The organism is Brachyspira alvinipulli ATCC 51933 (assembly GCF_000518245.1).
Lineage (GTDB): Bacteria > Spirochaetota > Brachyspiria > Brachyspirales > Brachyspiraceae > Brachyspira > Brachyspira alvinipulli.
Genome location: NZ_KI912406.1, coordinates 135,539 through 148,934, shown reverse-complemented (window position 1 = coordinate 148,934; position 13,396 = coordinate 135,539). Strand labels below are relative to the sequence as shown.

Sequence of the window (13,396 nt, the reverse complement as noted above, 5' to 3'; positions counted from 1 at the left end):
AATCTCTTATATCAAACTGCATAATAACTAAATATTTTATATTATTGATTGATAAGAATTTCCTTTAATAATACATATACAAAATTTATTTTAATGAATTTTTCATTCGTATAGATTAAAGTTAATGCTTTTATAAATTTAATCATTCAATATACACAATATCAAAATATATAGTATATGTTTTATATTATATATTGAAAACTTATAAATAATTTTATTTATTTTCTGCTTTTTTAATTTCTGTTATTTTAACTTCTTTCACTTTCTCGCCAGCTATTTTTTTCAAAATGAGTTTTTCTCTGTCCTTCTCAGATATATAGTATTTGTTTCTTAATTTCAATACTAAATCCTTAGCACCATTAATACCTCCGTTTTTCTTATAACCATGCATAAGAATCTGTATTAATGAAACAGTAGAAGGAAGCCCTATATAAACTATGGCAATACCTGCAGAAGGAATAGTAGCTATAGAAGAAGCAATTAAAGCTTTATCCTTTCCTAATTTTTTGGATGATATTATAGCAGTAGCAGCAACCAATACTCCGCCTATAAGAACTCCCCAAGCAATTTTACCAGTATTTTTTATATTAGAAATTTTGCTTCCAAGTTTACTATCTACATAAATAACATCATCATCAGATATTAAACTATCCACTAACTCTTCTTCATTAATGCATATTTTCATAACAATTCCTTCTAAATTAATAGCTTTTAATAATATGATAAATTTATTACTAATAAAAGTCAATTATAATTTTTCATGATGAAGAATATTATTATAATTATGTTAACAAGTTTTTTCTGAAGACACTTTATGAGGTATTTCTGTAGGATATTCTCCGCTAAAGCATCCTATACAATAATTATGTCCGCCTAAAGCTTCAAGCATATCTTCTATAGTGAGATACTGCAAAGTGTCAGCATTAATTTCTTTTCTAATCTCTTCTACAGAAAGTTTTGCACCTATAAGCTCTTTTTTAGAAGATATATCAACTCCATAATAACAAGGGCTTTTTATAACAGGAGAAGCAGATTTAAAATGCACCTCTTTAGCACCTGCACGTCTTACAATATCAATTAAGATTTTACTTGTAGTACCTCTAACTAATGAATCGTCTATAAGTATAACTCTTTTTCCATCTATCAAATGTTTCAAAGGGTTAAATTTCAATTTAACAGTTTCTTCTCTAGTGGACTGCTCAGGCATAATAAATGTTCTGCCTATATATCTGTTTTTTACTAATCCTATACTGTAAGGAATACCGCTTTCTTTAGCAAATCCTAATGCTGCTATGGTACCTGAGTCCTGAACACCAATAACAATATCCGCATCAACTGTATTCTTTTTAGCCAATAATACACCAGTTTGAAATCTAACATTATAAACATTAATACCATCTATATTACTCTCAGGACGTGCAAAATATATATGCTCAAAAGCACAAGGATAATGTTTTATTTCTTTATTACAATATTTAAATGACTGCACTCCATTATCATCTATTATAACCATTTCACCTGCTTCAATATCGCGTATAAATTTAGAACCAACAGCATCTAAAGCACATGATTCAGAAGCTAAGAAGTAATCGCCATTGGAGTTAGTTCCTAAACATAAAGGTCTTATACCATAAGGGTCTCTTATGCCTATAAGTTTGCCATCAACTACTATAACAAGGGCAAAAGCACCTTTTATTATATTTACACTTTCTTTTATGCCTTCTATAAAATTATTAACTGTTTTTCTTGCTATAAGCTTTATTATAACTTCTGTATCAGAAGTAGCATTAAAAGTTGCTCCTCCCTCTTCGAGTTCATTTCTTAATTCTTCTGCATTAGTTAAATTACCATTATGAGCTATAGCAATTTGTCCAAGTCTAAAAAGATTTTCAAGAGGCTGAGCATTCTCTATTTTACTAGCCCCTGTAGTAGAATATCTTACATGACCTATAGCAATATTTCCTTCTGTCTCTTTAGGTATATTGCTTGAAAATAAATCTGATACAAGCCCCATAGATTTATAAGTAAATAAATGTTTGTAATTCGATATTGTAATTCCTGAACTTTCCTGTCCTCTATGCTGAAGAGCATAAAGTGCATAATTTAATGTTTTTAATATATCCTTTTTTATTTCTTTAGAGTAAATACCGAAAACTCCGCATTCTTCTCTAGGTTTATCATTCATTTCAATATTATTCATTTATAACCAACTTTATTTTTTATTTTGATTTGCTAATATTATAGTTAATCGTCTTTTTATACAATAGATTTATAAAAAAAATATTTCTATTATTGTTATGCTCGCCTTCGCTATAATTAGATGCTAGCTAAAGCTATCATCTGCTACGGCTCGCTTGTCTATTGTTATTCTCGCCTTCGCTATAATTAGATGCCAGCTAAAGCTATCATCTGCTATGGCTCGCTTGTCTATTGTTATTCTCGCCTTCGCTATAATTAGATGCTAGCTAAAGCTATCATCTGCTATGGCTCGCTTGTCTATTGTTATTCTCGCCTTCGCTATAATTAGATGCTAGCTAAAGCTATCATCTGCTATGGCTCGCTTGTCTATTGTTATTCTCGCCTTCGCTATAATTAGATGCTAGCTAAAGCTATCATCTACTACGGCTCGCTTCTCTATTGTTATGCTATTTATTATTGCTAGACTCGCCTATATAAAAAGCTCCGAGTTGATACTCGGCGTCTAGGCTCCTTTTCGCTATAATTTGATGCCAGATAAAGCTGTCATCTGCTAAGGCTCGATTGTTTATTGTTATGCTCGCCTCCGCCTATATTAGATGCAGAATAAAGTTGTAATATGTTTTGGCTTTTTTGATGAAAGCTATATTTTTAGTTTAAAATTAATAATTTATATTGAATTTAAAAAATTAGCATGTTTTGATACTGTTTTTTGATTCGCATTTTCGCCTGTTGCTGCCACAGGCACACTATGCGAAAATGCAATTGCTATAACTTTATATTTTAAAAATATTTATTAAATGTAAAATATAACCTAAATTTAGCCTAAAAATGCAGTTCTTCGCGAAGCGTATCCGAAAGATATGAGGTTCTTACCTGCCGTAGGCATACTTCGTGAGGCGAGCTTAGCCTTATACCAATACCGAAAGGTACCTACTTGGTAAAAGAACGGGGGGCGTCATGACTGTGTACTTCTCAGCAAAGCCCCGTATATAAAAGCAAAAATATAAATTTATTTTGATAAAATATAGTTGTTTAGGTATATACCACAAATACAAATCAATCGCAGTCAGTATGTAAAATTAATTGCCCGCATTTCAAGCATTCAAACAAATATCCTTGGAAACTTCCTTCCACTTCTAAATCTTCAATATATTCTCTTACAGAATCTTCATCATTATCAGAGGATATAATTATTTTATCTAATAAATTTCTTTCTTTTAATTCTTTATAACCAACATAAGAAATAAATTTACAAAAATCATCGCAATGATTTGGATAATACGGCTGCTGCCAAGCTGAATATTCAGGTGTTCTTTTTGTAAGTTCCTCAATTTTTTCATCTCTATTTTCTATGATATTGTCACTATCAAAAGGCTCATCAATAAAATCACAATTAAATTTTTCAGCTGCCTTTCCATTTGCTATGCATTCAGGGCATAACGGTTTTATATTGTCTTCACAATGCGGAATAGTATAATAAACCAAATCTGTTTCCTTTTCACAGCATTTACATAATACTTTATTATCTTCCTTTACAAAAAAATTTTTAACAATATTATCATCAACATATTTAAATTTAGGTATCTCGTTAGACATTTTATACTCCTTTATTGCTTTTAATTATTTAATCAAATTTTCTAAAATCAAAATGCTTCCGTACATAAATCTTTCAAATAAATGTTTATTATTCTCGTTTTTGCCCTGAATAGATATTTTTATATCAATTTCATCATTATAATTTGAATTTCTATTAAAAGAAGATTCTATATATAATGATAAACCGCTGTAATTATCTAAGTATTCATAACCATTAACTTCTTCATAATATTCGGAAATCTCTTTAAAGGCAAATTGAGAAGCGAAATTTTTTATATTTGATACTGTTACTGTTATATTATTATATTTATTAAATTCATTTTCTAAATTATCTATTATTTGAATCTGTTTAATAGGCTGTGCTGCTTCATAATCTGATAACTGCTTAATACATTTTTCTATTAATTCATTACTCATTTCTACAGGAGAACATAAACTTATTAAATTATTCTCATTCAATTTTATATAATCATCATTCGTATTAATAAAACTTCCATCTCCTAAATACCTAAAAATGTCTATAAAATTTTCTTTTTCATCATATAAGTTCCAAAACAAATTTATAGAATACTGACTTAAAAATGAATTATCAATATAAATCTTTTTCCAAAATTCATAACTTAATTTTCTTCCATTCATAAGAAGCATTAATATCTTTTCTTTTTCTCTTTTAACAACATTTTTAATTTCTTTTTTCATAAAATTTATTTCTGATTTTAATTCTTTTGAAAAAGTTTTAGGAATAGTTTTTAGTATTTTATTATTTTCTATTATATCTACAGACATTTTTGAATTGACGGATATTTTATACTCTTTATTTTCTATATTTACAATTCTCTCTCCGTTTCTATTCAAACCAAAATCAGGAATTAGTAAACCGCTTAACTCATCTCTATTTATTTTCATTCTGTCAGCTATAACATCGAGTGCTGAATTAGAAGCATTTCTCACGCTTTCAATCTTTGATTTTTTAGCCATTTCATCTATTAAACTTAATGCATATTTTCCGTCATTTAAAGCAAGTATATAAACATAATAAGAACGTGGATAGAATTCTTTTCCTTGAATACTTTTGGCATAATCTTTTATAATACTGCCTTTTCCATATATACCTACAATTATTCTTGAAGCAACTTTACTTCTGTCATTTTCAAATATGTTATAAGCAGCATTTCTAAAACTTTCCATATCAATTAAATCTATAATATTATCTATAGTTTTTAATCTCATTACATTATCTTTAACTTTTAAATAACTCCCGTAAATAAACTTAATAATTTTTATATCAATTTTTTTAGATTTATCTTTTGAAAATATATCATCATCATATTGAACAAATTTTAAATTTCTATTAAAACTTTCTTCATAATGATTATCAACATAATCATAAACTTCTTCTATAGTTTGAAATTGTACTTCATTTTCTGATTCTATTTTCTCTCTATGTTCTATTAATTTTTTAAGTTCATCATAATATTCTTTTTCTAATTTTGTTCTAAAAGCTATAATCTTTCTATTTTTAGAAGTAATAATAGTTTTATATATATCTTTTATATCAATATCTTTTATTTTATCAAAGTCTTCATAGTATAAATTTATTCTAAGATTTAGAGGCAGTTTATTTATATCAATATCATTATTAAATACATCATAAGCTTCTTTTATATTATCAAGATTCCATTTATCAGGATATTTATTGAAAGCTGATGCATTAAAAAACATATATGAAATTTTTTTAAGGTTTGAAGTATCCCAATTATTCAAATCATTATTAAAGTAATGAGCATCTTTAAACATACCAATCATATCATGAACATTTGAAGTATTCCAATTTTCTATCCCGTCAAAATTTTTTCTTTTGCTTTCTTTAAATAAAAAACTCATGTCTGTTATTAAACTTGTATCAATATCAGCTAATGAAATGTTTTCATCATCTATTATTTTTTTTAATTCATCATTTGTTTTTGGTTTATATTTACTCATAATCAAACCTCAATCATCGCGTCTTTTTATATTAAATCTATTTCTAAAACTAGAATAAACAGAAGGTATTATTATGAGTGTAAACATCGTAGAAAATATTAAACCTCCGCAAACACCAATAGCTAAAGGTCTGTACATCTCGCTTCCGTTTCCAATTTCAAAAATCATAGGAAATAATCCTAATATTGTAGTTAATGAAGTCATAAGTACAGGTCTAAGTCTTCTTTTACATGATTCTAAAGCTGCAGTATCCCAGCTTATATTTCTCTCCAATACAGCCCTGTTCATATAATCTATTAAAACTATACCATTATTAACAACTATACCTACAAGCATTATTATTCCGGTTCCGCTGTAAACATTTAAAGTCTGTCCTCCGAAATATAAAAATATTAAAGCACCGAATAATGCAAAAGGAACAGCAAGTGATATTACAAAAGGTGTAATATAAGATTCAAACTGTCCTGCTATTATAGCATATACAAAAACCAAAGCCATTATTAAAGATACAATAAGCTGTACGAAAGCCTCCTGCATATCCTCATAATCTCCGGAAAAATTAACTGAAAAACCGCTTGGTATATATATATTATTCAATTCCTTTCTAATATCATTTACAATTTCATTTATAGGTCTGCCGTAAGAACTTGCATTTATTTGTATTATTCTTTTATCATTTTTTCTATTTATTTCTGTAGGTCCTGTATCTTTATGAATATTTACAACGGATGAAATCGGCACTATTCCGTTAGATGTAGGTATCATTATCTTTTGTATGCTTGAAAGACTGTCTCTGTTAGTATCCTCCAAACGCACAATAATATCTGTATCAACGTATATTGAATTATTTAATGACATTTTACTTGCTGTTGTACCGCTGAAGGATGTTCTTATTATATTGGCTATAGTGTTAATGTTTATACCCATTTTTGAAACTAAATCTCTGTTTATATCAAAAATAATTTCATGGTTTGAATCATCTTCTTTAATTAATACGCTTCTTACTCCATCAACTTTACTTGCTGCAACTATAATATTACTAGCAACATCATAACCTCTGTCTAAATCATCTCCTACAAGCTCTATAACAATAGCACTATAATCTTTTGGTTTTCCCAAAGCTACATTTTCAGAATTAAGTTCTATACGTCCAGGATATCCATTAACTTTATTTCTTATATTTTCTATATAATAACTTATATCAGATTTTCTTCCTCTTTCTCTATCAACAAGCTTTACTCTAACCTCTCCATGATGCTCATTTCTTCCTGTTCTTACTCTAGTTTCATAATACGCCATATTATTGCTTACAGCACTTTCTATATCATTTTCCATTTTATATATAAACATATCTGTAAACTCTACCCTTGAACCAACGGGAAGTCTCAATCTTGAAATAATAGTACCTTCATCTGATACAGGATAACCTTCTTTACCTATAGAAGTTAATAGCAATATTAATAATGTAGAAAGTACAGAACCTATTAAAATAAATGATTTCTTTTTATTTCTCATAACTATAGTAAGCATGCTTAAATAGAATTTCTCTACATTATCATGTACTTTCTCATTAAAAAAATTTTCCAACCTATTTATAAAAATTTGTTTTTTACCATTTTTAGATGCAGTACTATTTAATCTTGAAGCTAAAAGAGGAACTATTGTTAAAGCTACAAAAAGAGAAGTCATTAATGATATTGACACAGTAATACATAAATCGCTGAACATCTGCCCCATCTGTCCTTGTACAAATAAGAAAGGTAAAAATACGCAAACACTTGTCAAGGTAGATGCTGTTATAGCAATAGAAACTTCGCTTGCACCTAAAATTGATGATTTAAAATTATTTATTCTTATTATCCTTTTATCATTGGAACAATTATTCTTATTATAATAATTGTTATAATAGAAAATATTTTCAAGAACTACAATAGAATTATCAACCATCATACCAATACCCAATACCAAACCTGAAAGCGATACCACATTAATAGTTATATCAAAAAAGTACATTAAAATAAATGTGCTTATAACAGATATTGGTATTGAAACACTTATAATAAATACACTTTTTATATCCCATAAATATATCATAAGAACTATAACAGCGAATAAAGCACCCTGCCATACTGTATTTAAAACATTATGAATAGAATTTTTTATTGTATCAGAACTATTAAATAGTATTTGATAATAAATACCTGAGGGCAGATTTATAGTTTCAAGTCTTTTTTCTACATCTCTGGCTATCTGTATAATATTTCCGCCTGATTCTTTAGTTATAGCAATAGTTAATGCTTTTTGCCCATTTATACGTACTATTTCAGAGTCATCTTCATAGTCTTCATGCACATAAGCTATATCTCTAATTCTTACAGGATAAACATTATTTTTTAATTCTACAACTACACTTTCAATATCGCTTACCTCTTTAAACTCGCCTGTAGTTCTTATATTATATTTATAAACTCCTTCATAAGTTTCTCCTCCGGAAACATTTTGATTTTCTAAAGCAAGCGTTTGTACTATATCATTAATATTTATTGAATAAGCATTTAATCTGTTTAAATCTATATCAACGCGTATTATTTTTTTTAATCCGCCTCGTATTTCAGTCTGTGCTACTCCTTCTACCTGTTCCAATCTTGTAAGTATTTGACTGTCAACTAAATCATAAAGTGAGGATAAATTATCTGTACCGAAGAATGCTATATTCATTATTGGAGTTGCATCGCTTGAGAATTTTGATATGCTGGGGTTATCGCTGTCATCGGGTAATGTTGATCTAATCATGTCTATTGCTTCTCTTATATCATCGGAAGCTGTTTGTAAATCGGTTCCCCAATTGAATTCTATCTCTACATTAGATTCAGATTCTTTAGACTTTGATGTAATATTTTTAACATTATTAACAGAAGAAACTGCATTTTCTATTATTCTAGTAATTGATTTTTCTACTTCTTCCGGGCCTGCATTTTCATAAGTTGTTTTTATGCTTATTATAGGAACTTCCATATCAGGCAAATAATTTACATTAAGCCTAGAAATACTAATAATTCCAATTATGAACATGGATACAAGTGTAACAAATACTGTTGTTGGTCTATGTACTATGAGTGTAATAAATTTTTTCATTTTTTAAATTTAAATCATAAAAATATTACGGAAATATGATATTAAATTTCTAAAAAATATTCAATAGTAATTAATAATAATTTTTTAATTTAAGGTCTATTCTTTTTTATTATCTTTATCTTTATTATACAACATTTTTATCAAAAAAACTAAAGCTACTATAACTAATATTTTTATTACAATACTAAGTATTCCATTAATACCAAAATGAGGGCCAAACATCATAGGTAAATCAAAATAATGTCTAGCATGGTGGGGAGGAGGCGGAGGCATATTAAATGCGGGAGAACATGAACTCAACAAAAAAACTGATAATATAGATGTGATTATAAAATTAATTTTTTTTAACATAGCAGTGTCCATTTGTTTTATTTGCTTTATTAGACGAAAAAAATATAATAAAAGTTCCCAATAAATATTTATTTTTCATAAAAAAGTTATATTATTATAATTAATAATAGGAAATAATTATGGAAATATTAGATTTGGAAAGAGCTGAATATGAATTAAACAAAGCATACAAATCAAACCCTACTCCTTGGGCTGAACATTCAAGGTATGTTGCTAAAGCTGCAAGAATAATATCCTCAGAATACAATAAGAAATCAACAGATAAAAAATTAGATGAAGACAATTCATATATATTCGGACTTTTGCATGATATAGGAAGATACACTGGAATAAGTGCAGAAAGGCATTTAATAGACGGATACAAATACTGCATAAATTACGGCTGGGAAAAGATGGCTCAAATATGTATAACACATGCTTTTATGATACAAGATGTAAATACTGCAATAGCTAAATTTGATATGTCTGCAGAAGATTTTAACTTCATAAAAAATTTTGTTGCCAATGCTATATACGATGATTATGATTTACTTATTCAATTATGCGATTGTCTTGCCTTGCCTTTTGGATTTTGTATATTAGAAAAAAGATTTGTTGATGCTGCTTTAAGATACGGTACATTTCCGCAAAGTGCATTGAGGTGGAAAAGGGTATTTGAAATAAAAGCGTATTTTGAAAGTACGATTGGGACTTCAATTTACAATTTACTTCCGAACATAAAAGACAATATTTTCTAGGTATTCGCCGTAGGGGCATTCCGCACCGTATATCCTAACCTTATAGCTAGTACAATGTAGGCGACCGAAGGAAGTACCCGAAGGGTATGCGGTTTATTATCCAAAATTAAATAATAAAATATTAATTTTTTAATTTCGATAAACTACCTAACTGTAATAATATATCTTTCATATCTTCTACAGGGGAATTATCTGCTTTTCTTTTATTTAAATCTAAAGCTGGACTTCTATTAATAGTTGAGCTTACTTTTCTTAAATAATCTAATAAAAACTCAGGATTGTCTTTACTCAATCTTTCAATTTCTTTACTATAACTATTAAATGATTTTAATACTAAAGATTTATGTTGATAATCTTCTATTAACTGTACAGTTTCATGAATCCTTCTATTATAATATTTAGTAACCCAAAATAATATACCAGAAATAAATAATGAAGATAAACCTATTTTTATATTTTGAATTATTTTTAAATCTACAAAATTAGGATGAAATAAATTCAATCCTAATAATAATACAATAAAAACAATATCAATAATAATCATAATTCCAAATTTTTTAGTATATCCTAATTTTATACTAAATTTTTTTTTTATTGAAGATATAAATTTATTATTAGTAGCATTAGTATTATTATTTTCATTAATAGTAGTATTGTTAGTAACAGGATTATTGAAACAACCATTTAAATCTATTTTCAATCTTTCAACTTCAGCATCAAAAAATGTTGCTAATTCTATATTATCTATTCTTAACTTTTTTCCTACTATATTATCATAAACTATATTTATTTTTTCTTGTTTTTCTTTTATTTCTTTGTAAATAATATTACAATTTTCTAAAACTTTAGTTTCAGGAGCATATTGAAAACTTTTAAATAAAGTTTTTATCAAATATTTATAAAATTCAGGATTATAATTATTAGATATATCATTATATAAAGTATCAATAAAGCTATCTAATTCATCATATTTTTTTAAACTTATTAAACAATTTATTTTATATAAATTTAATTCATGATTATTTTTTTCATGAGGGAAATAATTTAATGCTTTTTCATATTCTTTCAAATAATAATAGCATAAAAATAATTTTCTTGTGTTATCTTCTGTTATCGTATTATCATCAATATAATGATGTACTTCAACATCAAAAAAATTATCTGATGCTTCTTTATACATACTCTTTTCAAAATATGAACAACCTATATAATAAAATATTCTATTATAATCCATAATATTAATTTTTATAATATTATCAATATAAATATTTAATTTATCATCTGGTATTTTTGTTATATATGAATATTTATCTAAATTTAAATATTTTCTTATTTCATTTTCACAATTTCCTAACATTCTAATGGCATGTTCATAATCTTTTATCTTAAATGAAGATATACCAAAGTAATAGTATATTACAATATCTTTATTACTTTCATTTGTAGTATCTAATGCCAACTGCAAATATCTCATAGCATTATTAAAATCATTTATAAAAAAATAAGATATACCCAATATAATATTAATTGTATTTAATCTGTTATCATCATTTTGAAGTATACTAATAATTTTATCATTGATGTTTTTAATTACACCATCATAATTTTTTTTCAAAAAAAGTGCAATAATTTTATAATAATATACATCTATATCTTTACTATTCGTATTTATGATATTATTACATTTTTCAACCACTGAATCGTATTTACCATTATTAATTAAATCTGTAATTTGCTTAATTAATTCTTCTCTCATTTAATCCCCCTCTATAATTCTCACTTCTTCATCGCTCAAATTATATAACTTGTACACCAACGCATCAATCTGCTTGTCAACAGCATTAATCTGCCTGTTAATCATAGTAACAGCATTCGGATTTTTCTCAACGGCTAACTTTTTGTTTAACGCAATGATACTGTCAACTAAAGCAACAATTTTGTCATGCATTTCCTTGTCTTGTTTATCATCTAAATTTATATTTGGCATAGGAAAAGAATTTAATACATTAATTTTTAATTCAGCAAATAATTTTCCTTTTCTAGGTTGTATAGTTCTATAATACCAAGTAAGAAATTTTGAATTTAAAATACCTAAAAAATACAATAAGCTAATATCTGTAAATTTAGGAATGCATACAAAAACATTATTACTGAAATAATAATTATCATTATCTACATTAGCCAATATAAAATCACCTGTTCTTCTAACAACTAATTTATTATTTTCAAAATATTTAGAATTACCTAATCCTGCATACTCCTTATTTTTCTTATCAATAATATTTGGAGAATAATTAACCCATTTACCATTCCAAGTTAAATTATACCTCTTTACTTCATCTCCTCCTAATATAAGTTTCTTACAATAATTATTTAGACATTCATCTATAAATAATTTTTTTCTTATATTACCTGAGTGTATACCTTCATGTGATTCAAAATAATCAGAAAATTTATTATAATTTTTAAATTTATTAAGAATATTAATAATATCATCTGTCAAATATAAATTAAATTTATAACCTGTATTATCATTATAAACCTTTTGAGAAATTCTATTTGATATTATTTTATCTTTATCATGTATAAATATATTAATAATATTATCTTTTACTGTTCTATTATCAATATTTCCTATAATAGTACAGCTATCTAAATTGACCTTTTTAAATGCCATTCCCCAATGAGATATATCACTAATGCATAATTTATCTAAAATTAATTTTCTAGTTGAATCATAATTTTTTAACAATATAATATCAGGCAATACAAGGCCAAACAAACCATTATCTTTTATTAAATTAAAAGATTTCTCTATAAAAAATCTAAATAAATCTAATATACCTATTGTAGAAACTGGATATTTTTCTTTAAAATAATATTCTTCTTCTTTTAAGATATTAATTTCTTTTTGACCCCAAGGCGGATTGCCTATCACCACATCGAAACCGCCACCTTTAAAAATAGTTTTAAACTCGCCCTCCCCTACTAGCTGTAGCACCTTCCCGCACGGTACTGCAATCCATTACGGATAGACCTCTGTAAGTGCGGCTGATTACCCAACATCAAACAAAAATAAATTAATTGTAAAAACATAACCTATATGTTAAAATTAATAATAAAAAATAAGGACTAAAAATGCCTGTTATATCAAGATTTTACGGTATCATCATCAAAATGTATTTTCAGCAAAAAGAGCATAACCCTCCGCATTTTCATGCTATATATGGTGAGTATGTTGGTGTAATTGATATCAATGAATTAAAAATGATAGAAGGCGATTTACCTAATAAAGCATGTTCGCTTGTATTGGAATGGGCTAAAAATAATCAAGACGAACTTTTAATTATTTGGAATACTCAAAACTTTAAACAATTAGAACCTTTGGAGTAATT

The 13,396-nt window shown here is 26.7% G+C and carries 10 protein-coding genes; 2 read left to right on the top strand and 8 right to left on the bottom strand.

The window, feature by feature from the left end; all coding sequences use genetic code 11:
• Positions 1 to 214 precede the first annotated feature (214 nt).
• The 6 genes from T324_RS0113850 to T324_RS0113825 all read right to left on the bottom strand — a co-directional run bounded on the left by T324_RS0113850 (position 215) and on the right by T324_RS0113825 (position 9,264).
• Positions 215 to 685 carry a hypothetical protein gene (locus T324_RS0113850; protein WP_051436858.1) on the bottom strand — a complete coding sequence of 157 codons (471 nt, stop codon included), beginning with the start codon at positions 683 to 685 and terminating at the stop codon, positions 215 to 217.
• A 102-nt stretch (positions 686 to 787) separates the two neighbouring features.
• Positions 788 to 2,200, bottom strand: coding sequence for an amidophosphoribosyltransferase (gene purF / locus T324_RS0113845; protein WP_028330805.1), 1,413 nt, complete (start codon positions 2,198 to 2,200; stop codon positions 788 to 790).
• A 1,055-nt stretch (positions 2,201 to 3,255) separates the two neighbouring features.
• On the bottom strand, positions 3,256 to 3,795 hold the full coding sequence (locus T324_RS0113840) for a CbrC family protein (protein WP_028330804.1): 540 nt from the start codon (positions 3,793 to 3,795) through the stop codon (positions 3,256 to 3,258).
• A gap of 24 nt (positions 3,796 to 3,819) precedes the next feature.
• Positions 3,820 to 5,778: a BspA family leucine-rich repeat surface protein gene (locus T324_RS0113835; RefSeq protein ID WP_028330803.1), complete on the bottom strand. Its 1,959-nt coding sequence runs from the start codon at positions 5,776 to 5,778 to the stop codon at positions 3,820 to 3,822.
• Positions 5,779 to 5,787: 9 nt separating this feature from the next.
• On the bottom strand, positions 5,788 to 8,913 hold the full coding sequence (locus tag T324_RS0113830) for an efflux RND transporter permease subunit (RefSeq protein ID WP_028330802.1): 3,126 nt from the start codon (positions 8,911 to 8,913) through the stop codon (positions 5,788 to 5,790).
• Between the two features lie 96 nt (positions 8,914 to 9,009).
• Positions 9,010 to 9,264, bottom strand: coding sequence for a hypothetical protein (locus T324_RS0113825; RefSeq protein WP_028330801.1), 255 nt, complete (start codon positions 9,262 to 9,264; stop codon positions 9,010 to 9,012).
• Between the two features lie 119 nt (positions 9,265 to 9,383).
• Between T324_RS0113825 and T324_RS0113820 the strand changes: the two genes are divergently transcribed.
• Positions 9,384 to 10,001 (top strand): HD domain-containing protein, encoded by a 618-nt coding sequence (locus T324_RS0113820; protein WP_028330800.1) that lies wholly within the window; start codon positions 9,384 to 9,386, stop codon positions 9,999 to 10,001.
• A gap of 121 nt (positions 10,002 to 10,122) precedes the next feature.
• Here the strand turns inward: T324_RS0113820 and T324_RS0113815 are convergent, their stop codons facing one another.
• Together T324_RS0113815 and T324_RS0113810 are read right to left on the bottom strand one after the other, a co-directional pair.
• On the bottom strand, positions 10,123 to 11,757 hold the full coding sequence (locus tag T324_RS0113815) for a tetratricopeptide repeat protein (RefSeq protein WP_028330799.1): 1,635 nt from the start codon (positions 11,755 to 11,757) through the stop codon (positions 10,123 to 10,125).
• Positions 11,758 to 13,002 carry a TaqI-like C-terminal specificity domain-containing protein gene (locus tag T324_RS0113810; protein ID WP_028330798.1) on the bottom strand — a complete coding sequence of 415 codons (1,245 nt, stop codon included), beginning with the start codon at positions 13,000 to 13,002 and terminating at the stop codon, positions 11,758 to 11,760. It lies immediately after the preceding gene.
• 137 nt (positions 13,003 to 13,139) lie between these two features.
• Between T324_RS0113810 and T324_RS0113805 the strand changes: the two genes are divergently transcribed.
• On the top strand, positions 13,140 to 13,394 hold the full coding sequence (locus T324_RS0113805) for a DUF4160 domain-containing protein (RefSeq protein ID WP_028330797.1): 255 nt from the start codon (positions 13,140 to 13,142) through the stop codon (positions 13,392 to 13,394).
• Positions 13,395 to 13,396: the final 2 nt, after the last annotated feature.

Bases quoted from the DNA above. Each gene is read 5' to 3' on its own strand.
- T324_RS0113850 (WP_051436858.1), bottom strand. From the start codon at position 685: ATGAAAATATGCATTAATGAAGAAGAGTTAGTGGATAGTTTAATATCT.
- purF (WP_028330805.1), bottom strand. From the start codon at position 2,200: ATGAATAATATTGAAATGAATGATAAACCTAGAGAAGAATGCGGAGTT.
- T324_RS0113840 (WP_028330804.1), bottom strand. From the start codon at position 3,795: ATGTCTAACGAGATACCTAAATTTAAATATGTTGATGATAATATTGTT.
- T324_RS0113835 (WP_028330803.1), bottom strand. From the start codon at position 5,778: ATGAGTAAATATAAACCAAAAACAAATGATGAATTAAAAAAAATAATA.
- T324_RS0113830 (WP_028330802.1), bottom strand. From the start codon at position 8,913: ATGAAAAAATTTATTACACTCATAGTACATAGACCAACAACAGTATTT.
- T324_RS0113825 (WP_028330801.1), bottom strand. From the start codon at position 9,264: ATGTTAAAAAAAATTAATTTTATAATCACATCTATATTATCAGTTTTT.
- T324_RS0113820 (WP_028330800.1), top strand. From the start codon at position 9,384: ATGGAAATATTAGATTTGGAAAGAGCTGAATATGAATTAAACAAAGCA.
- T324_RS0113815 (WP_028330799.1), bottom strand. From the start codon at position 11,757: ATGAGAGAAGAATTAATTAAGCAAATTACAGATTTAATTAATAATGGT.
- T324_RS0113805 (WP_028330797.1), top strand. From the start codon at position 13,140: ATGCCTGTTATATCAAGATTTTACGGTATCATCATCAAAATGTATTTT.